At 37.8% G+C, this 22167-nt stretch carries 19 protein-coding genes; 9 read left to right on the top strand and 10 right to left on the bottom strand.

The annotated features are described in order from the left end of the window. The first annotated feature begins 161 nt into the window (after nt 1–161). Entirely contained in the window at nt 162–803 is a 642-nt protein-coding gene (locus tag E4F24_RS02270; RefSeq protein WP_140936976.1) for a DUF6266 family protein, read from the top strand. On the opposite strand, the gene miaE is transcribed toward E4F24_RS02270, so the two are convergent. Next, a complete protein-coding gene (gene miaE / locus E4F24_RS02265; RefSeq protein WP_140936975.1) occupies nt 804–1385 on the bottom strand; it encodes a MiaE family protein in 582 nt (193 codons plus the stop codon). A gap of 73 nt (nt 1386–1458) precedes the next feature. On the opposite strand from miaE, the gene E4F24_RS02260 reads away from it, so the two are divergent. Both E4F24_RS02260 and E4F24_RS02255 read left to right on the top strand, forming a co-directional pair. Next, on the top strand, nt 1459–2688 hold the full coding sequence (locus E4F24_RS02260) for a glycosyltransferase (protein WP_140936974.1): 1230 nt from the start codon (nt 1459–1461) through the stop codon (nt 2686–2688). Between the two features lie 214 nt (nt 2689–2902). Next, on the top strand, nt 2903–3955 hold the full coding sequence (locus E4F24_RS02255; protein WP_140936973.1) for a sugar phosphate isomerase/epimerase family protein: 1053 nt from the start codon (nt 2903–2905) through the stop codon (nt 3953–3955). 61 nt (nt 3956–4016) lie between these two features. On the opposite strand, the gene def is transcribed toward E4F24_RS02255, so the two are convergent. Continuing rightward, entirely contained in the window at nt 4017–4604 is a 588-nt protein-coding gene (gene def / locus E4F24_RS02250) for a peptide deformylase (RefSeq protein WP_140936972.1), read from the bottom strand. A gap of 161 nt (nt 4605–4765) precedes the next feature. On the opposite strand from def, the gene E4F24_RS02245 reads away from it, so the two are divergent. From E4F24_RS02245 to E4F24_RS02220, 6 genes are all read left to right on the top strand, one after another. Then, complete coding sequence (locus E4F24_RS02245) at nt 4766–5521, top strand: hypothetical protein (protein WP_140936971.1); 756 nt, start codon at nt 4766–4768, stop codon at nt 5519–5521. 100 nt (nt 5522–5621) lie between these two features. Beyond that, nucleotides 5622–6794: a Gfo/Idh/MocA family protein gene (locus E4F24_RS02240; RefSeq protein WP_140936970.1), complete on the top strand. Its 1173-nt coding sequence runs from the start codon at nt 5622–5624 to the stop codon at nt 6792–6794. Beyond that, nucleotides 6791–7735 (top strand): tRNA (adenosine(37)-N6)-dimethylallyltransferase MiaA, encoded by a 945-nt coding sequence (gene miaA, locus E4F24_RS02235; RefSeq protein WP_140936969.1) that lies wholly within the window; start codon nt 6791–6793, stop codon nt 7733–7735. The genes E4F24_RS02240 and miaA overlap by 4 nt, the downstream gene beginning before the upstream one ends. Nucleotides 7736–7856: 121 nt before the next feature. Continuing rightward, nucleotides 7857–9191 (top strand): GH1 family beta-glucosidase, encoded by a 1335-nt coding sequence (locus E4F24_RS02230; protein ID WP_140936968.1) that lies wholly within the window; start codon nt 7857–7859, stop codon nt 9189–9191. Nucleotides 9192–9358: 167 nt separating this feature from the next. Then, entirely contained in the window at nt 9359–10339 is a 981-nt protein-coding gene (locus E4F24_RS02225; RefSeq protein ID WP_140936967.1) for a helix-turn-helix domain-containing protein, read from the top strand. 2 nt (nt 10340–10341) lie between these two features. Next, nucleotides 10342–11298: an AraC family transcriptional regulator gene (locus E4F24_RS02220; protein ID WP_140936966.1), complete on the top strand. Its 957-nt coding sequence runs from the start codon at nt 10342–10344 to the stop codon at nt 11296–11298. 212 nt (nt 11299–11510) lie between these two features. Here E4F24_RS02220 and E4F24_RS13905 read toward each other — a convergent pair whose 3' ends face one another. From E4F24_RS13905 to E4F24_RS02180, 8 genes are all read right to left on the bottom strand, one after another. Beyond that, nucleotides 11511–12119 carry a DUF6508 domain-containing protein gene (locus tag E4F24_RS13905; RefSeq protein WP_216629120.1) on the bottom strand — a complete coding sequence of 203 codons (609 nt, stop codon included), beginning with the start codon at nt 12117–12119 and terminating at the stop codon, nt 11511–11513. A 66-nt stretch (nt 12120–12185) separates the two neighbouring features. Continuing rightward, the gene (locus E4F24_RS02210; protein WP_140936965.1) at nt 12186–13292 is read right to left on the bottom strand and encodes a Fic family protein; all 1107 of its coding nucleotides are present in this window, start codon (nt 13290–13292) and stop codon (nt 12186–12188) included. Between the two features lie 365 nt (nt 13293–13657). Further along, nucleotides 13658–14752 (bottom strand): hypothetical protein, encoded by a 1095-nt coding sequence (locus E4F24_RS02205; RefSeq protein ID WP_140936964.1) that lies wholly within the window; start codon nt 14750–14752, stop codon nt 13658–13660. Between the two features lie 40 nt (nt 14753–14792). Further along, entirely contained in the window at nt 14793–15482 is a 690-nt protein-coding gene (locus E4F24_RS02200) for a PP2C family protein-serine/threonine phosphatase (RefSeq protein WP_140936963.1), read from the bottom strand. A gap of 37 nt (nt 15483–15519) precedes the next feature. After that, a complete protein-coding gene (locus E4F24_RS02195) occupies nt 15520–18660 on the bottom strand; it encodes a type I restriction endonuclease subunit R (RefSeq protein ID WP_140936962.1) in 3141 nt (1046 codons plus the stop codon). After that, a complete protein-coding gene (locus tag E4F24_RS02190; RefSeq protein ID WP_140936961.1) occupies nt 18647–19861 on the bottom strand; it encodes an AAA family ATPase in 1215 nt (404 codons plus the stop codon). The genes E4F24_RS02195 and E4F24_RS02190 overlap by 14 nt, the downstream gene beginning before the upstream one ends. Nucleotide 19862: 1 nt before the next feature. Then, nucleotides 19863–21050 (bottom strand): restriction endonuclease subunit S, encoded by a 1188-nt coding sequence (locus E4F24_RS02185; protein ID WP_140936960.1) that lies wholly within the window; start codon nt 21048–21050, stop codon nt 19863–19865. Then, entirely contained in the window at nt 21047–22060 is a 1014-nt protein-coding gene (locus E4F24_RS02180) for a virulence RhuM family protein (protein WP_140936959.1), read from the bottom strand. The genes E4F24_RS02185 and E4F24_RS02180 overlap by 4 nt, the downstream gene beginning before the upstream one ends. Nucleotides 22061–22167: the final 107 nt, after the last annotated feature.

Genomic DNA, 22167 nt, shown 5'->3' with positions numbered 1-22167 from the left:
ATTAACTAGGGTATAATCTAGATATAACAGGGGTATTACAGGGGGTTAATAGGGGTATAACCATAATATACCTTTACTATTACTATTTAAAAGTGAATTAATTGGATCGTAAAGTGCGAAATTATAGCTAATTTTAACAGATAACTAATCCAATAAGAATTATGGCAATACAAAAAGATGGACCAAATGGTGCTTTTGTCGGAAAAGTAGGCAGTGTGTTTGGGTACATATTGAACGGACAGAATATTATTCGATCACCACGAAAGCATCGAACAAGGGAACCAAGCGAAGCTGAGTTATTGAATAGGGAAAAGATGAAAGTCATGGCAAATTTTTTGGGTCCAATTTACCCCGTATTACGTTACGGTTATAAAGAGATCGCACCTAAAGGATCCCGTGTAGGAGCAGTACAATTAGCCCAATCGCATGTGCGCAAAGATTGTATGGAGTTAAACGAGCAACAGAAGCCGTTTGTTAACCCAGAAAAGGTTTTGGTCTTTAGGGGTAGCTTAGAGCCTCCCAGGGAATGTGAAGTGCAACAGGAGGGGAACAGTCTGCATTTTCGTTGGCAGGTGAATCCAGCTTATCAAAGTTCCTTTTATAAATTGAACGTACTTATTTATGAAGTTGATGGTGTTGAGGCTGATCTGAAGATTGCAGTGACCGAAGTAAATGCGGGTCAATGCATTATAGAATCTAAGCTGTTGGCGATTAGCCAAAATCCGGTACATGTGTACGTAGGCATTGTTAACACATTTAAGGAAGTTTTATCTGATTCAGTTTATCTAGGAGTTGTGGGATAATTATCCGTGTATGTATTCCTTGTTTCCATACGATTGAATAAGCTGACCCTCAAAGTCCAGCCACTCTTTCCACCGCTTATCCACATCTACGTCAACCGTATATTTGCGCGCAAAGTTTAAAAAGGTGGTATAGTGATTGGCTTCTGATACCATAAGATCATAATAGAATTTAGCCAGGCTCTCGTCTTTTATATTTTGGGTCAGCACACGGAAACGCTCGCAGCTTCGGGCTTCAATCATTGCGGCAAATAGTAGTCTATCGATAAAGGCCTGATTGCGCGAGCCATCTTTCTTAGAAAATTTCATCAATTGGCCGACATAATCATCCTTACGTTCGCGACCTAATGTATATCCTTTTTCTTTGATAATGTCGATCACCATCTTAAAATGTTCCATTTCCTCGATAGCGATAGCAGTCAGTTCATGTACCAAATCCTCGTATTCTGAATTTTGAGTAATCAATGAAATGGCATTAGATGCTGCTTTTTGTTCACACCAGGCATGATCGGTCAAGATTTCTTCCAAATTTGATTCTGCAATATTTGCCCAACGCGGATCTGTTAATAGTTTTAAACCAAGCATAGTCATTCGATTTCTGAATCCAAACTTAGATAAAGATATGTTATACGCAAAATAAAATAGTTAATTTCGGAAGATGAGAAAAATCTTATTCATAGGACTTGTTTGGCCAGAGCCAACGTCATCTGCTGCGGGGTGGAGGATGTTACAACTGATTAAATTGTTCTTGGATTCCTATGAAGTACATTTTGCTTCTGCTGCAGGAAAATCAGATTATGCACATAATTTAATAGAATTAGGTGTTCACGAACATGTTATTCGGTTAAATCACAGCTCGTTTGATGAGTTCATTAGTCGACTTCAACCGGATGTGGTATTATTCGATCGTTTCATGGCCGAAGAACAGTATGGCTGGCGTGTTGCAGAATATTGTCCTAAGGCACTACGTATATTAGATACAGAAGATTTACATTTTTTACGACTGGCCAGACAGGAAGTGTACAAAAAGGGACAACCTCTTAATATAAAATCAGACACCGCAAAAAGGGAAATAGCTTCTATTCTACGTTCCGATATTTCACTTATCATATCAGAAAATGAAATGGACCTTTTAGAGAGTGAATTTAATATACCGTCAAACATTTTGTACTATTTGCCTTTTCAGGAAGATGAAATTTTAGCGGATAAGGTCGAGAAGTGGTTGAGTTTTGAAGAACGTCGACACTTTGTGTTTATTGGTAATTTTATTCATGAACCGAATTGGCGAACTGTTGAGATTTTGAAAAGGATAATTTGGCCTGCATTGAGAAAGAGGATTCCTTCTGCTGAATTACATATTTATGGAGCTTATGCTTCACAGAAAGTGTTCCAGTTGCATAAACCCGAGGAAGGATTTTATATAAAAGGAAGAGCTGAAGATGCACGGCGGGAATTAGAACGATACCGGGTACTGTTGGCTCCTATTCCTTTTGGGGCAGGGGCAAAGGGTAAATTTGTGGATAGTATGCAAGCGGGAACACCTACTGTGAGTTCTTCTGTAGGTGCCGAATCCATGTCGGTAGAAGGCGAATGGAATGGTTTTATATGCAATGAATATTCCGAGTTTGTGGAAAAGGCAGTTGAGCTATATCATAATAAAGAGCTTTGGAGTAATAGCCAATGTAAGGGGGTGCAAATTCTGAATGATCGCTATGCTAACCCAACTTATGGTACTGTACTTTTATCCCTGTGTGCAGTTAAAATAAGCCGTTTGATGGAGGATAGAGATGAAAACTTTATGGGGCAGATTCTACTTCATCATCAACATCAGGCCATAAAATATATGGCGCTTTGGATAGCAGAAAAAAACAAGAAGACGGAACTTTAGCTGTGTGTTCTAGTCGTTGATTAAATTTTGGGTAAGTTGTGTTAATCGTAAATTAATCCTTCTTCTAAATTATTATTCGACGATGTTTAGCTTAAATTCTAGCATGATATTTATTATCTTTATCATCGTAAGTTTAATCATCAAAGAGACATACAGTTGTTGTAAGGCAGCTTTACAGAAAGAAGACTTCATCAACTATCTAAAATCAAACTAAATGAAAACAATCAAAGGACCAGGTATTTTTTTAGCACAATTTATAGGAGATAAAGCTCCTTTCAATTCATTGGATAGTATTTGTAAATGGGCCGCCGATTTGGGCTTTAAGGGAATTCAAATACCTACATTGGATAAGCGGTTTATTGATCTGCAGCTTGCCGCAGAGAGTAAGACCTATGCCGACGAACTAAAGGGTAAAATAGCTTCTTATGGTTTGGATATTACGGAATTATCTACGCATTTGCAGGGGCAATTGGTCGCTGTTCATCCGGCATATAACGAATTATTTGATTCTTTTGCTGTGCCTGAAGTGAAAAATAATCCAAAAGCGAGAACGGAATGGGCTATTCAGCAGCTAAAATATGCTGCTCAGGCATCACAGAATTTGGGATTGAACGCACATGCAACATTTAGTGGTTCGTTGTTGTGGCAATATTTTCATCCCTGGCCACAACGTCCACAAGGATTAGTAGATGAAGCTTTTACGGAATTGGCGAAAAGATGGACACCTATTTTAGATGTATTTGACGAATGTGGAGTAGATGTGTGTTATGAAATACACCCGGGAGAAGATTTATTCGATGGAGTTACCTATGAAATGTTTTTAGATAAAGTGAATCAACATCCTCGGGCATGTCTATTATATGATCCATCACACTTTGTATTGCAGCAATTAGATTATATTCAATACATCGATTTTTACCATGAACGAATTAAGGCTTTCCATGTGAAAGATGCAGAATTTAATCCGACGGGAAGACAAGGGACTTTTGGTGGATATCAGAGCTGGGCAGATCGTGCAGGAAGGTACCGTTCCCCAGGCGATGGTCAAGTAGACTTCAAAACTATTTTCAGCAAGTTAACGCAATACGATTTCGACGGATGGGCGGTAATGGAATGGGAATGTTGTATCAAAAACCAAGAAGACGGAGCCCGCGAAGGCTCAGAATTTATTCGCAAAAATATAATACATGTAACAGACAAGGCATTTGATGATTTTGCCGGAGCGGAAACCGATGCGAATTTTAACAGAAAGATATTAGGATTATAACCGATTGTTAGTTTATTATTTTATAGAAAGGCCATTAAAAACTTTAATGACCTTTCTATAATTATCGCCCTTTTTTCTCAAAAGGGAATCTCATTTTGTAGGATACCCTAACATTTCCCTTTGAAATAGCATCCAACTTGCTTTTTAACATCGCCTTTTTTACAGGGCCTAATTTATCAATAAATAGTTTTCCTTCGATATGATCGTATTCATGTTGTACAATACGTGCCGCAAGTCCGGATAAAGCAACTTCATGCTCTTCAAAATCTTCGTCCAAATAATTGATGATAATATTAGCGGGTCGTTGTACTTCTTCGGTAATGTCCGGGATGCTTAAACAACCTTCGTTGAACCCCCATTTATCTCCAGTTTCCTCTATTATAATTGGATTTATTAATACTTTTTTGAAATCCATCAACGATGGATCTCCCGCTCCGTCTTCATCATCTTCCGCAAAGGGTGATGCGTCAATAACAAAAAGTCGAATCGGCAAACCTACTTGTGGGGCAGCAAGGCCCACACCGCGAGCCGAATACATTGTTTCAAACATATTGTCGATCAACTCTTTTAAATTTGGGTAATCTTCATCTATTTCGGCGGTCTTTTTTCGTAATATGGGATCGCCATACGCTACAATAGGTAATTTCATCTCAAATAAATTGTCTTAAAGGTGATGAAGCTTGCATGAGTTATATTTACAACGGCCTTTTTTTGCCAGCTCATGCAGATTCCATCTGCTTATTTTTAAAGCGCAAAGTTACCAATTATTTGTGATAAGGTTCTGAACGAATAATTAGTAATTTTATAGCCATGAGCGATCACGAGCAAATAGTATTGGGATTTATCCAAAAAATAAGTCAGCGGATTCCGCTGGATTTTACGGTGTTTGTGGAGGAAAGAACAATTGCTTTGCGTTTTGAAAATTTCCATCTGGTTTTTTATTATCCGCAGTCTTCACGTCTACCGAATGACCCTCTCCGAAAAACAATTCATATCGATTACGATATAGTAGTCTCTTCATCCGAAAAATTAGTAGCTCGGTTAGTAAGTGTTTTTGGGTTTGGCAATCGAATTTATGCTAGAGATACCGTGGTCGCCCGGATTGATAAGCGGGTATCTATGGAATTTCAGGAAGACCATCATCTCCAATCTGCTTTACCCGGAAAATACAGGTATGGTCTATATTATAAGGGAGATCTGGTATCGATAGCTGTATTCAGTGGGGGTAGAAAAATGAATGATACACCGCTAGATTACCGATCTTTTGAATTGCTTCGGTTTTGTCACAAACGGCCCTATATCGTAATTGGTGGGTTGTCTAAATTAATAAAGGCATTTAGTAATAACTTTAAACCAGGAGACATTATGACTTATGCTGATCTGGATTGGTGTCAAGATTCTTCATTGGAAAAAATTGGTTTCGAGCCAATCCATAAAACCCAACCACAGCTGATTCTCGTAAGAAATGGCTTTCGCGTATTTGACAAGAGTTTAGTTGCTAACAATCAAGAAGGTGATTATTGGGTTGAAAATAAAGGAAGTTTAAAATTAAAGCTTATCCTTTAAACTCTTTTTAGTATTTTGTCCTTTTTAAAGAAATTGCATTTAAAAGCAATTTTGCCTAAATTTAAGATTACATCAACGAAACAAAACAAACAAAAATAATATGACACGTAAACTTCGTATGGGAATGGTAGGCGGTGGAAATGACGCCTTTATCGGTGCTGTGCACCGAATAGCTGCTTTTATGGATGGAAAAATTGAACTCGTTTGTGGTTCTTTTAGTGTAAATCCCTCTGTTTCCGAAAAATCAGGTAGAGAGTTATTTGTAGCAGAAGATCGAATCTATCCAGATTATAGAATAATGATCGAGAAGGAAGCTCTTCTGCCAGAAGGAGAGAGAATGGATTTTCTAACTATTGTGACGCCCAACTTTTTACATTTTGAACCGGCAAAACTGGCGTTAGAAAATGGGTTTGATGTCGTGGTCGAAAAACCAATGACGGTATCGTTAGAAGAGGCAAAGCAACTTCAAGAGATCACGGATCGTACAGGAAGGACTTTATGTCTTACGCATACGTACTCCGGATACCCAATGGTAAAGCAAGCGAAAGCTATGGTGAAAGACGGCCATTTTGGAAAAATCCGAAAAATTGTTGTCGAATATCCCCAAGGTTGGTTAAGCCGTTTGACGGAACGGGAAGGCAATTCCGGTGCTGCATGGAGAGCAGACCCAAAGCGATCGGGAAAGTCTTTGGTAATGGGGGATATTGGTACACATGCTGCTCATTTAGCAGAGTATGTTTCGGGATTGCGGATAACTGAATTATGTGCGGATTTGACCACTTTCGTAGAAGGACGCCAAATGGACGACGATGGTTCTGTATTACTTAGGTTTGATAATGGTGCCAAAGGTGTATTGATGGCCTCACAAATATCTGCAGGTGAAGAAAATGCTATTCGTATACGTATCTATGGTGAAAATGGTGGATTGGAATGGGCTAATGAGGACCCTAATAATCTTATTATAAAAATGTTGGATCAACCGCGTCAGATTTATCGCACGGGCAATGCGTATGCAGCACCTTACACATTGAGCTCTTTTGCAATACACAATACACGCATTCCGGCCGGTCACCCCGAGGGATTGTTAGAGTCTTTTGCTAATATTTACCGGAACTTTGCATCAACAGTGTCTGCAAAAAGGGATGGTATTCAACCTAAACCTGAGGAATTGGATTTTCCGAATGTAGCAGACGGTGTACGTGGTATGGCATTTATTGATACGGTACTAGAAAGCAACAGTGGTACAGAAAAATGGACTAAATTTGTGGTGTGATAAACATCCAATCTGTAGTCAACTATCTTCAGACAGAAACAGCCTTTCTGTCTGAAGATATATTAATTGTATTAGGCCCCACAGCCAGTGGAAAAACTAAATTAGCCGTAGCATTAGCACAGATATTCGATGCTGAAATCATCAGTGCCGATTCCCGCCAAGTTTACCGCGGTATGGATATTGGCACAGGTAAAGATCTGCAAGAGTATCAGGACATTCCCTATCACCTAATTGATATTTTAAATCCTGGAGATAGGTATAATATAAGTGCTTTCTTACAGGATTTTGAAGAAGCTTTCCACGTAATTAAAAGAAGAGGGAAGAAGGCCATTGTATGTGGCGGGACAGGTTTCTATATACAGGCTTTATTGGAAAGCAGGCCCTATATGTATATTCCGGTTAATGATGACCTGCGATCAACTCTTGAGAGCAAGTCTAAAGAAGAGCTCATTGAGATGGTTCTATCAAAGAGTCCTCCGGCGGGCTACGCAATAGATTTTAATTCCAAAAAGCGTTTAATCAGAGCGTTAGAAGTACTATTTTGGTTAGCAGATAATCCAAGTGACATACTACCTGTTGCGCCTGTTTATAAGGCGACCATTATCGGGCTTAATCCTACGGTTGAGGTAAGACGGGAGCGTATTTCGATGCGTTTAGCGGTACGTTTGGAAAGCGGTATGATCGAAGAGGTGAAATCCCTGTTATGCAACGGTGTTACTTACGAAGAGTTAGAGTATTATGGATTGGAATATAAGTATATAGCTTATTTTCTTCAAGGAAAAATGAGTTATGCCGACTTTGTTATCAAGCTGGAAACGGAGATCCACCGCTACGCCAAAAGGCAGATGACCTACTTTCGAAAAATAGAAAGGGATGGCACAAAGATACACTGGTTAGACCTGGGTCTAACCAGCAGTTTATTTCCTGAAGTTTCGGATTAAGCTATTGTTCTTGCTTGTTAGCAAAATAGGCAGTAAATGCTATTGGTCATTAGCAATATAGGATGACGATATTAAGCTATTTCCTGTTTGCAATCGTTTATTTATTAAAAGTGTGTTATCAATGTTGTTGACTAAAGATGCCTTTGGCGAAGATTTTACGTGGGGAGTTTCTACTGCTGCTTATCAAATAGAAGGAGCCCACAATCAAGGAGGGAAAGGCCATTCGATTTGGGATATTTTTGTTAAGAAAAAGAACAAAATATTTCAAAACCAGCATGGTGATACGGCTTGTGATTTTTACAATCGTTATACCCAGGATCTGTATTTGATGTATAGCTTAAATATCCCCAATTATCGGTTTTCAATTTCTTGGAGCCGTATCCTTCCAAATGGTATCGGTGAGGTTAGTGAGGATGGTATAGATTTCTATAATCGGCTTATCGACTTTTCCCTAGAACTAGGAATTACGCCGTGGGTTACCCTCTATCACTGGGATCTTCCCGATGCACTCGAAAAAAAAGGCGGATGGGTGAATCGTGATATCAAGGAGTGGTTTGGCAATTATGTTTCTCTTTGTGTCGCGTATTTTGGAGATCGGGTAAAAAATTGGATGGTCTTAAATGAACCAATGGTATTTAGTGCTGCAGGCTATTTTTTTGGAGTACATGCTCCAGGGAGAAAGGGCTTGGATAACTTTTTAGCAGCTACACATCACGCAGCACTTACGCAGACGCAGGGGGCGAGAGTGATTAAATCAATGCAAAAAGACAGTAACGTAGGTACCACTTTTTCTTGTTCTCATATAGAGCCTTTTCGAATGAAAGAAAAGGATATTCTGGCGGCCAGGAGAGTTGATGCATTGCTCAATCGGCTGTTTATTGAGCCGTTATTAGGCTTGGGGTATCCGACAGCGGACATCAAGACTCTGAATAGGATTGAGAAATACATGAAACAAAATGATGAAAAGGACCTGATATTTAACATGGATTTTATTGGTGTACAAAATTATACACGAGAGATAATACGTCATGCAACTTTTGTCCCTTTTCTACAGGCAAAAATCGTGAGTGCAAAGGAACGTAAGGTTGAAATGACAGCAATGAATTGGGAGGTTTATCCGGAATCGATGTACCATGTGTTGAGAAAGTTTAGCGCTTATCCAAATATGCCTCCTTTAATCATCACTGAAAATGGAGCAGCCTTTCCGGATCAGGTAGAAAACAATCAGGTAGACGATCCTCAAAGGATAAAATATCTGCAACACACCCTTGAGCAAGTAATTCGTGCAAAACAAGAAGGTGTAAAGGTTAACGGGTATTTCGTATGGACATTCCTTGATAACTTTGAATGGGCCGAGGGATATCATCCCAGATTCGGATTGGTGTATGTTGATTTTCAAACCCAGAAACGCATTGTGAAATCATCGGGGCATTGGTATGCCAATTTCCTTAAATAGACGAATCCAAACAATAAAATACGATTTGCGGGCGTTTCCAACACTTTATCTACTGGATAAAGATAAAAAAGTATTGCTAAATGATGCCTAGATAGATGTGGTAATAGAATTCTTAGATACAGTCGAAAAAAAATGAATAAATAATTCAGTAATCATATATTTGTTTTATGAGGGAAATTGTGCAGCATCACGGTGTAGATCTATCATGGACAAAGGATCTGTCAGACCAGCTCAATGGTTGCCTGGATGGAAACTTCATCCGCCTTCCCGAAGAAATACAATCCGGAACTTGTTATGCTGTAAAAGTAAATGAATACATGTCGGTATATGTTGTAGACGTTACCTATAACACCTCTATCGTCTTTCGCTATAGAAATAGAAGTAGCGATTTTATAACCCTGCATTATGATTTTACGGAAGGTGATGCCTTGATGGTTCTGAACGAAGAGCTGAAACCAGTAGGCCGCTGGAGGTATAACGAAGCTTTTGTAGACAGTTGTATAGATGCTGATTATGAAATTAAAGAAGGAAGCAGGGTCTACAGTATCACGGTTTTCATTTTAAAGGACAAAATCAAACAGCAGCTCTCTTTTATCCCACAACTCCAAAAAAAACTGAGTGCTTTATTTGATCCGGAGCAAAATACTTTTATCCGCTTCAGTAGGGGAAGCAATAAATCGTGGTGGATTATAGATGAATTGCGCAAAGCCGATCAGCAGGATCCATTATACGAAAACCTCCTTAAGGGTGTTGTTTATTCCTTGCTCAGTGAGTATATGGATGGAATGCTTAATGAGGAATTTTTGATTGAAAAGGTATTAAAAGAAGATTTGGTTGAAATTATCAAATCTCAGTCTTTTTTGATTGCAGAGCTGAGAAATCCTTTTCCGGGAATAAAAGATTTGTCGGCCCGTGCTTGTATGTCAGAAACAAAATATAAGACCTTATTCAAAAAAATCACAGGCAACACAGCAAATTCCTTTTTTTTGGAAAACAAATTATTTCATGCCCGCGAGATGCTCGAAACCGGTTTGCATACCATAAGTGAGGTGGCCGATCATTTTAGCTTTACCACGGCTTCCCATTTTACGGAACAATTTAAAAGCTTGTATAATATGCCCCCTAAAGATTATCTCAATCATTTCTGACGATGAAAGAAGGAACTTTACATATCAAGCATAGGTTTGAACTAACGCCCGACTGGCAGCAAGACATTGTGGACGGTTTGGGAAGTAAGTTGATCGACAATAAATACCTGATTCATGATGGTGATGCAGCTACCGGTTTTTCTTTATTTTCTGAGGTGATGCCCGGTCTGTCTGTCATGTTGATGGATGTCGTATTTCATATTGATGTGGCCTTTACACCGGTGGCCAGTAGTGACGCTCTTTATCTCATGTACTATGATCTGAATGAAGGGTTTAGTACACGTATTATGGAAGGTGATGGACAGAAAGTGCGCTACAGTTCAAATCTGGACATGGGGTTTATAGATTCTGATTTGCAGCACACTTTCATCCCTAAACCAGGAGAAAGGTATTACAGCCTTCGCATTTTTGCCCGTAAAGAGCTGATCAACTCCTTGGTGGGTGAGGTCACACTCTTTTTTAATACCCACATAGATAGTGCCAGCCGTTTAATACTCAACGAATTGAAAGATCGCCCGTTCAATTCACCGTCTTATGAATTGCTGTTAAGGGGTGTTGCGCTACGGGTATTGACCAATACCTTAAAGCGGGTGCGGGAATTGGAAACCTCAGTTCATAAGGTTTCCACTACTGATGCAACAGGAGTTCTGCTGACTGCGGAGTATCTGACGAGTGATCTGCTGATGGATTTCCCGGGGTTAGAGGCTTTGGCCGAAATGGCAGGTATGTCTGTATCCAAGTATAAAAGTCTTTTTTCTAAAATGATGAAGAGCAGCCCTCAAAAATTTTTCACTAAAGAGAAGCTAGCACTGGCACATAGCCTGTTGCAAAGGGGTACTTTTACCTCAATAAAAGATGTTGCCCTCGAACTTGGATACAGCAAGCCAGGACATTTTGCATCGGTTTACAAAAAAGCTTTTGGATACCTTCCGGGCGATGTCTTTGTGAGAAAAAGCTAGCTTGGTCACCCTGATTACATCCAGTAAAGCAAGCAGTCGATATAGCTCTTCATCTTCCTCTATGGCCTGTCCCAAGATTACTCCGGACGAGGATGGCCAGACATAATCCTGTTCGCTACTGATAAATTCCACCTCTCTCTTATTAAACCTTGATAGACAAAGTAGTGTGAGACGGCTTATTTAACACTTTATTGGGGTTTTAGTCATTTATTCTAATCAGTCTTACAAGCATCCAAACTATACATGTTCTGTTGCAACGCCAATAGGATTTTTCTGATGACACCTCTTTTAAAACAACCTCCTAAAAAGCCTTCTGTAAACCTGTCTGCTCTCATTATGGCTGTCAATAGTTTGCATAGTGTTATCGTATCAAGCCCAGTGTAATCGTACCGATCATCCTTGATCATAGCTTCTCCCTCTGACCACGACATCCAGTCAAAAACGGGGGTTATCCGCAGTTCACTGATAACATCAACAGTCTCCATCATAATATCGGATGCGGTATAACCAAAGTAAATTTTAACACCTTCAAATGTTCCTCCCTCAAACCTCCCAAAATCTTTCATTTTCTCAATTGCCGGTATAAAAGCAAAGAGCTTTTCCCAATCCTCCAACGTAAGTGTTTCAAGATGTTGCGGTAGTTCTTCAAGTTTTATCATTTCTGTTGGTTTAAAGTTTTCTTCAACTCCTCTGCTGTCACGGTTACGACCGACACGCTCCCTTGCTTCATGGCATTGCGGTGGATTGATCTCATCCCTGATACGCTTCCAATCTTCGGTTTGAAGTTCCAATGAACGACCAACTCTCCCAGCAATCTTCAAAATTTCAATAGAATTACTAGCGTTGAATCCTGCACAAATGTTTCATAGATGCAGGAGAGCCAGTGATTATTCTGTTTTGAAGTCTGATAATTCGTAATTTGCGTTTCGTCCACCTTCGTCTGTTTGTTGCAATATACCTTTTTCAACTAAGCCTTTTATATCTCGTAAAGCGGTGTCGGTAGAGGTCTTAGTAATTTTTGCCCATTTTGAGGTTTGTAATTTACCGTCAAAACCGTCAAAAAGTTTGTTGAGCATTAGTCGTTGTCTTTCGTTGATATGCGTGTGTTCGTGCAGTTTCCAAAATTCGGCTTTACGTAATATTCTTTGCGTGGTGTTTTCGGTAGAAAGCATTGCGTTTTTCAGGCAATGTAAAAACCATTCAAGCCACTCGGTAATGTCGCCTGTGCTGTGCTGAACTTTTTGCAATACTTCATAGTACTGTTTGCGTTCTACTAAAATTTGGCTCGACATACTGTAAAAACGTTCGCCACTACCTTCGGCATGGGCAAGCAACATATCAGTTATGGCACGACCAATTCGACCGTTGCCGTCATCAAAAGGATGAATGATGATAAACCAAAAGTGTGCTATGGCGGCTTTCAATACAGGGTCAAGTTTATCATCATTATTGAACCAGTCCAAAAACTTTTCCATTTCCGCTTTTACCATTTGAGGTTTTACAGCTTCGTAATGCACTTTTTCTTTACCCATTGCTCCCGAAACAACCTGCATTTCGCCTGTACGGTATCTGCCCACTTCTATTTCATAAGGTCCGCTGTATCCTGTGGGAAAAAGTGCTGCGTGCCAGCCAAACAAACGTTTTTGGGTTAAAGGTAAATTGTGACGTTGGGTAGCATCAAGCATCATTTCTACTATGCCTTCTATGTGGCGGCTGCTTGGCACAAGTCCTGCGGCATTGATACCCAAACGCCTTGCTATGGACGAACGCACTTGCTCGTAGTTCAGTAATTCGCCTTCTATTTCAGATGATTTTACTACGTCTAAGGTAAGTGCGGTAAGCGTAGCTTCTTCCTTGGCAGAAAAGCCCAGTGCGTTCATTTGTCCGATGATTTTACCTTGCATCAGGCGAACTTCCCCAAATACTGCATTTATGGCTTTGTCATTCCAAGTAAAATCCGCCCAGTTTTTACGTTCATAGATGTATTTTGCCATCGCTTTAAACCAATTATGCGGCAAATATACGGACTTATTACCGCAAATTTGCGGTGTTTATTGTGTTTTTTTACCGCAATGGGATAACTGTTATTCTTCTTCGCTTGTTGGTATATGTTTTTCTCTACATTGTTTGAGTTATATCTATTGAAGAAAGTGATTGAAAAGGAACCTTAAAGTTCCAGTTCATTAAAACCATTTGGCCGCTATAAATTCAAAGTTGTATGGAATCCTGTATGGGAGAAATAAAAAATCCGCGAAATTTTGATAAAATCGCGGATTTTTGTAGCCCAAACCGAACAAATCTCGAAACATTTTTTAGAAGATTTGGAGAGATTAACAACAAAGGATTCTTTCGATTAACTTTACCAAAAACCTTTTTTTGGTAAAGTTAATGTTGTTTTATCGACTTTTTTAAGTAGTTCGTCCTCGATTTCAACAAGAGGATCGTACCAATCAACTTTTTTTCTAGCCCATTCCAGATACCGCTGCATATTTAAATCATAAGTGCCATTCTTTTTAGCAGCATCTTCAAGGGTCGTAAGATATTCTCTCATAAGAGTAGCTTTCTGCCATAGTTCAGCATTTGTTTTGATTTCTACGAAATTATTTAGTTCTGCGGCTTGTAGCTTTTCTAATTCCAGTTGCTGTTGACGTTCTTTTTCCTGTTCAATTCTGCGTTGTTCACTTTCTCTTCTGTCCTCTTGTATATTAAATGCTATTTTTCTTATATGTTCTAGAATATCTTCAATTTTATCTTCTAATACTGTATAGCTTGTATCTTTCCATTCCTTTGCATTCCATGAATGCTCCCCGAGTTTGAATAGTAAGATGCCAGAAGGTAGATAGTCATAAGTATCCCATGAATGAGCTTGATTTTCTTTCAATATCCGATTTTGTTTCTCTCTCAGTGATACTTCCATTCTTTCTCCAATATAAATAACTGTAGAATGGTGGGGCTTTACTTCTATTGTTCCTCCGATACGCTTTACCTCAATAATTAATAAATTGAAAAACGCAAGGGCTCTATCAAGCATCTTAGGGCTAACATTAATGTTCAATGACTCGTATGCAATACTGATCAGCCTATCATCTTCGCTACCCTTTCTTTTATTTTGAAAAACCTTTTTTGCCTCTATGACCAATTTATCTTGTGATCTAGCTATTTGAATATCTTTTTTTGCTGCAGTATGTTCGGCTAGTTTTATCCTCTTCTTTTTTTCTTTTGGTTCATAGATGACTTTTTCAGAGTCATTACCGTTAGGAAGTGCTACCCTCGGGATATTATGTCCAGCTCTCAATCTTGACCAAAATCCATTTTCAGGTGAAGGAATATCATATTTTTTAAGCATTTCCTTTACTTCTTGATAAGTACCTCCATAAGTATCTATAATATGGCTAAGAGGTTTTTCCCATACAAGTTCGTAAAGCTGTTTTCTAGTAAAGTCTATTTTACTCATATAGTAATCATATTTTATCCAAAGAAGTAAGTCCCAGCCATTAAAATATCACGGTAACAATAGAATAATTATCTTGTGCCTCTTTAAGAAATTGACTTTCTAATTCTTGTAATCCATTCCTTCTCTTAATATATTCAAGAATCTGTTCGACCGAAATAGTATTATGCACCCCATCTGAACAAATAATAAAAATATCATCTTCTGAAAACCGAATGGACTGATATCCGATACTAGATTCAGAAGGTTTTCCTGATATAGATCTGGTTACGATATGTTTATATCGCTCTAAAGATTTCTCTTCTTTTATGCTGTCGGATTCTACTAGGCTATTTATTAGTGTATGGCTCTTCGTCTGAAACAAAACTTTATCCTTATTTATTAGGTAAACCATTACGTCTCCAACCCAAAAAATATGGGAGATATTTTTCTCTATAATAATACCACCTATCGTGGCACCAGATTTAATGTGATTTTTAATATTGAATTGTTTGAGAGCCAAATTGGCTTTTTGAACAGCTTGTTGTATATTTTGTTCATTTACACTTTCGACATAGTTAAGAAACGTAAAAATATTTTCAGAAACAATACTCGCGGCTTCATCTCCTTTCTCGTAACCACCCATGCCATCAGCAATAAGAAAAAAGGAAGCACCAGAATCTAATCTGTCAATACAGATAAAATCTTGATTACTTTCCCTTTTTCCTATCCCTGTTAGCTGTTGTACTTTCATTAATTCCTGTTAGAATGCCAAGATGTTATATTCTGATTTAAAGTTGTCCTCCCACTCCCTTAAACTTCTCTACAAAGGCACTGATTTTTTGAAAAACGCTTTGTTTCTTTGTCAAATACTGTGGATTTAATGGACTCATTTTAGGTAAAATAGCATTAAGCTCCGTACCATTTTCACTGGCAAATTCACGTTTTAATGATGCAGATATGTATCTCTTGGTCGCCTCCTCATTTAGATTTTCATCTGTAATTAATTCTGACGCTTCTATTTTTTGTTTTGCCTGTGCATATTCAAAAAAGGTATCTATTATTCCTGCTTTATCTTGAATCATATCAAGATTGGTTTCGTTAATAAAATCAACAACTAAAGACTCTTTTGCTCTGTTGCCTATACTGGCTCGAATAACTCTGCGAATTTCTTCTACCAAAGCAACTTTATCTTTGGTCTTTTTGTTGTGTTCAAAAATTAATTCAAGAATGTAATCCAGATTGATTTCTTGTGATTTCAACAAGTCTATTTCAAAAACAACATCATCCCAATCGATTGTAGATTCTGCTGCTTCTTTTCCATTTTTTTCTCGTCTTATCCAATCGCGTATATCATTATAGGTAGAACGATAATCTTGAACTGTTCTTTCTGGCAACAGAGCTATTGATTGCATGGTATCAATTTCCTCATCTGTTACGAAATAAGCTTCTTTGAATGCTTTCACAGCATCAGGATCATTCAAATCAATTTCCTGTAACGCTTTCAGATGCGTAAATTCATCGTAGTTCTGCAATATATTTTCAACACGCAAGTATTCCCCGAAAAGCTTCGCAAATTCTTTTTTGTCTTTTTCTCTAACAATTTCATCAGGATTGGGAAACCTTTCATTCAACTCATTTACCACATCAATATAACCTCTTCGGGCTTCTCCTGTCGCAATATCTGTAAAGCCCTGCAGATACTCTTTATAGCTTTTTTCGAGCACCACATTTTTGGTATTCTTATCACCAAATAAGGTAATGGCATCAATAGTCGCTTTTTCTAAATCTCTAAATGTAACGATGTTACCAAAAGTTTTCGTTGCATCATAAATACGATTGGTACGCGAAAAGGCTTGCATTAAGCCATGGTAACGCAAGTTCTTATCTACAAAAAGCGTATTAAGTGTAGGTGCATCAAACCCGGTAAGAAACATACCTACTACTATGATGAGGTCAACCTCTTTACTCTTTACACGCTTGGCTAAGTCACGATAGTAGTTTTGAAATTCTTTACTTTCAACCCCATAACTGGTTTTGAACATTGCGTTATAGTCATTGATTGCTTTGGTTAAAAACTCCTTAGCACTGCTATCCATGGCTGATGGTTCAAAGGTCTCATCTACGATTTCGCCAATAGCATTTTGCTCTTCGTTGGCAGCAAAAGAGAAGATAGTCGCAATTTTCAACGGTTTTTCACTTTCCTTTTGTAAGCGATTGAGTTCTTCATAATAACATTTGGCCGCATCCACACTACTTATAGCAAACATGGCATTAAACCCTTTGTTGCTACCTTGGTTTCTATGGGTTTTAATTCTGAAATTTTGCAGAATGTATTGCGAGATTTCTTTAATCCGACCTGGATGAAGTAATGCTTTTGTATTTTCTGCGGCACTTAGTTTTTTCTCATCCTGCTCTTTCTCTATACGCTTAAATTGAGGCCTTACATTGTTATAATCTACCTTAAACTTTAATACTTTCTCATCCCGAATGGCATCGGTAATGACATATGAATGCAACTCACGACCGAATACACTTTGTGTAGTTTCAGCACCTAAAGCATTTCCTTTACGGATTAACTTTCCATTCACGATATCATCACCAAAAATAGGCGTTCCGGTAAAACCAAATTGATAGAACTTTTTAAATTTCTTCTTCAGATTTTTTTGTGCTTCGCCAAATTGAGAGCGGTGGGCTTCATCAAAGATAAAAACCACCTGCTTTTGATAAATGGCTAAATCTCCCTCACTTTTCATCAGGTTATTCAGTTTCTGAATAGTGGTAACAATAATCTTGTTGTCCTCTTTTTCGATATTGCGTTTTAAACCTGCCGTGCTATCTGATCCGTTTACACTATCAGGAGAAAATCTTTGGTATTCTTTCATGGTTTGAAAGTCCAAATCTTTACGATCCACTACGAAGAATACCTTATCAATAAAATCAAGCCGTGTGGCTAGTCTGGCTGCTTTAAAACTGGTCAAGGTTTTTCCCGAACCGGTGGTATGCCATATAAATCCACCACCTTCTGTAGAAGACCATTTTCTGGATTGATATGAACTTGCTATTTTCCATAAAATCCTTTCTGTTGCCGCTATTTGATAGGGACGCATAATGAGCAATGTATCGCTTGTATCAAAAACTGAATAGGTAAGGATTACATTTAACAATGTGTGTTTCTGAAAAAAAGTTACTGTAAAATCTTTCAGATCTTTAATCAACGAATTATCCGCTTTTGCCCAATTCATGGTAAAATCGAAACTGTTTTTATCTCGTTTTACAGTGTTAGCAAAATAACGGCTATCGGTACCGTTTGATATAACAAATACCTGTAAATATTTAAAAAGAGAGTTTTCGCTATTGAAGCTTTCTTTGCTGTAACGATGTACTTGGTTAAATGCCTCACGGATAGCCACGCCACGTTTTTTAATTTCGACCTGTACCAGTGGCAAACCATTCACTAAGATCGTTACATCGTATCGATTGGCATGTGCTCCTTTTTGTTCGAATTGTGAAATTACTTGCACTTTATTGCGAACAATGTTCTTTTTATCTACTAAGTAAATGTTTTGGATGTGACCATCATCAAATACAAAATCGTAAATATAGTTGTCGTGCAACTTTCTTGTTTTATCAATGATACCATCCCCGGGTTTATCCAAATACTCGGCTACAAAACGAACCCATTCCGTATCTGTAAACACCATATCATTAAGTACCTCCAATTGCACCCTTACATTAGCCAACATGGCTTGCTGTGTAGTAAGGTCTTTCGGATTTTCATATCCCTGACTAATTAAGTCTTGGACAAATTCTTTCTCCAGTGCATGCTCCGTTTGATAGCTTACAGGAGCTTCGTTAAGTATAGAATGCTTGGTGTACTTATCTAAAACAATAAAATTGTTTGATTCTGCTATGGTGTTATACTGTGGCATCTTGTTCTTCTTCTACAATTGGGTTATTATTAGATTTAAAACGGTAGTTTGTTTTAATTTGGTTCACTAAATATTCTAAAACTCTTTTATCGTTATCATGGATTATAGAGGTTTCTTCGCCCGAAAATTTGCCATGACTTGACAAATTTATTATGCGATTGTAATACGCTTCACGTGACTCTTCTGGTAAAAGATCTCTCCACTTATTGTACCCTAAAAAAGTGGACATTTTTTCTAAAATATTACGAAGAAAATTAAAATGATACTTTTGAATATTACCTGATGGCAGTATAGCTTTATCTAATTCAGATAGAAGAAATAAATGATAGGAAAAGGGTGAATCACTTGATTGATCGCTCAGTAAAAAAGTACCATCTGCTAATTTTTCAAAACGTCTTTTTGCGCAATGCTTTACTTTATAACCGGAACTTGAATCCGCGTTATTGAATTCATTAAACAATACATTATAAAATAGTGGATTGTGCGTTGTAATAATAAATTTAAGGTCGGATTGATTCGATTTTATTAATTCAGCGATATTCACAGCCAATTCAATCAAGTGTGTATCGTCTAATGAACTTACCGGGTCGTCAATAAATACATATTGCAAATCATTAAATTGGTCTGTTTCCCGGTCAGCTTCCTCTGCTACATTTAATACATTAATTGTTTGCGCTAATAAACTGTAAAAAACACTCCAGACAAAACAGCTCTCTTCACCTTTAGAAATTTTCACAAATTCTGAAGGCTCATCATTTCCACGTTCAAATGAAAAACGCACTTCGGAATAAGCAGGAATCGTTACGTCCCTATTGTTTTGATCCTTAACAGTGTATTCCTCATTAAAATAAGGCGTTAATTTATCGCTCGTGTAGCGCTGGAAATGAGTCGTTATATTTGGCTCTTGTCCTTGTTCTATAAGTACCCAATTGGTGTATGTATTAGGTTGGATTTTCAATTTTCTATCTACATCATTATCCAAATCATTATCCCAATAGAACAAATCTTCGGTAAATGCATTGTAGTACATCATCTTGATTTTTGTTTCCTCTTCTTCGTTTTCTGGATTTTTGGGAGCTATCAATTCTTTGAACTCACGTGACAAACGTGTTTTACCAGTACCATTAAACGCATAAATCAATTGCACTTTTTTATTGGCATCCTTTAAAGATTGAGCTATTTCAGTTAATGATTGTGCCATATTATACTTCTAAATTATCCTTTGGAAATGTCAATAACAAATCTCTGTAATACTCATACTGCTTTTTCCTTAGGGCTATCTCCTTAGGTAGACCTTCACTAATGGAGGTAGTCAGAATGTCGAATTTATCGAGTATGGAAACTATGCGTTCTTGTTCTTTGAGGTGTGGAACCGGGATTTTGTACTCCATTATTTTTTCCTTGTTACCACGAGGCATTTTTGCTCCTTTAGCGTGTTGCATATTGTAGTCAAAGAAACTGTCGTCAGCCAATACTTGATACAAATACCTTGGGCTTATGTTTTTGTCTTTTAGCTGAATTACTAACACGTCACCGTTTGTTCCTCCAATTCGATCTGCATGCCAAATTTTTTTCAAATAAGGACGAATATTTCCAATTAAAATGTCATTTGGAAAATACGCGGTTAAATTGCCTTCTGTTGGCACATAGTTTGAATCTGTTTTACCAACTCTATTTTGTAATAGATTGTCTACTCCAACATAATTAGTTTCATCGAGTTTCTCAAAACTGATTCGGTTTTTAGAATATCCTCCAATTTCTCCCAAACTTTTCCACTCGACTTTCCCATCCTCAAAGCTCAACAATTCTTCCCGATAATAGTCATACTGCTGTTTACGTGCTGTAAGCTCTGCTGTAAGCTCTGCTGTAAGCTCTGAAAAGGTATCTAAGATACGAACTATTTCTTTTTGAACTTCGATAGGTGGAATGGGGATTTGGAGTTTTTTTACAATCTGTGCATTTATGTTTGTTTGAGAACCTGCTCCAAGTGATTTGATATACTCATACTGACTTAGCAAAAAATGGTACACATAACGATAATGTGCAACTTTATCATTAAGCTGAATATTGGCACACGCTTGGTTTGTAGATAATGGAATTTTGTTAATGCCGACTTTTCCCACGGTGGCACCATACATTGCAACAATCACACAGTTTTTAGGAATCATTTTAGCACTTGAGTTTTTAAGACCAGCCTCTGTAATTTTTACACCTGTATCCCAAATATCTCCACTGCCAACCTCTTGAGTTCGCAACCAAGGGATATCGCCATCATAGTAAGATGCAACACCCGTTTTTGGAGTACCACCAGAAGATATTTTTATAGAAACATCTTCTAACGTTTTCCACTCTACTTCCAGGCCTTGTGATAATTTCTCTAAAAAACTCATGCCTGTCCTCCTTTTTCCTTTAGTTTCCTTATTTCTTTGTCAAAGTCCGAAACTATTTTTTGTGTTTTGTTAAACAGGTCGTATTCTTTTTCTGCTTTAGCAATTGCTTGTTTGTGCGATTTTGTTCCTTTCCCGTCTAAAATCTTGTATTCATTAAAATTTAAAAATTTATCTACACTGTTTGCCAAGCCTTCCATGGTAAAAGTATTTTCACGTTCTATCAGGTTTTCGATATAATCGAAGTATGCCGTTACGGTTCGTTCCAATTGTTTAATCTCTTTTTCTTGCAGATAGTTTTTGGCGATGCCGGCATCCATTTTTAAGATGCGTCCATCAGGAGCGTTTTTCCAAGTCGTCAGTCCCATATTCTCCTTTTGTGCATCCGCTTTTTTATAGATAATTTCTGCTGCTGTCTGTCCGGTTATGGCATAATGAAACTTGTTTTGTACCATGGCATAGAAGTTTTTGGTTATTTCATCTTTGGGATTATAATCTATGCTACATTCTGCAAAAATATCTGTAATCTGTTGGTAAATTCTGCGTTCACTGGCACGGATAGAACGTACTTTTTCCAGCAATTCACGGAAATAATCTTTCCCAAATGCTGTTTTTCCTTGTTTCAATCGTTCATCGTCTAATACAAAACCTTTGGTAATAAACTCTTTGAGTGTATTAGTTGCCCAAATGCGAAACTGTGTAGCTTTTGCAGAATTTACTCTATAGCCTACTGAAATAATGGCATCTAAATTATAAAAATCAACAGGCTCGGTGACCTCGCCTCGAAAACCTCGATTGACGACTGTTTCCATTTTGGAAACAGTCGTATTTTCGGACAATTCACCTTCTTCAAAAATATTTTTGAGATGTTTGCTGATGGCAGGTACTTGCACAGCAAAAAGCTCCGCCATGGCTTTTTGAGTAAGCCAAATGGTTTCATCTTTTATTACCACAGTTATTTTACTGTTGAATTGTGGCGTATTATAAATTAAAAACTGCAATTCCTTATTCATCTTTTATTTTATTTCTATTTTCAAAACCAGCTAAAACATGAGCCTTGTGACATGTAAGATAATTGATATGAAAGCCTGCTCTTTGAACTATTCGGATTTTCCGGACT

Origin of the sequence: Sphingobacterium lumbrici, from assembly GCF_006476045.1 — a bacterium.
GTDB lineage: Bacteria > Bacteroidota > Bacteroidia > Sphingobacteriales > Sphingobacteriaceae > Sphingobacterium > Sphingobacterium lumbrici.
Note: the sequence above shows the minus strand (reverse complement) of the source record. Positions and strands in the feature narration are given on the sequence as shown.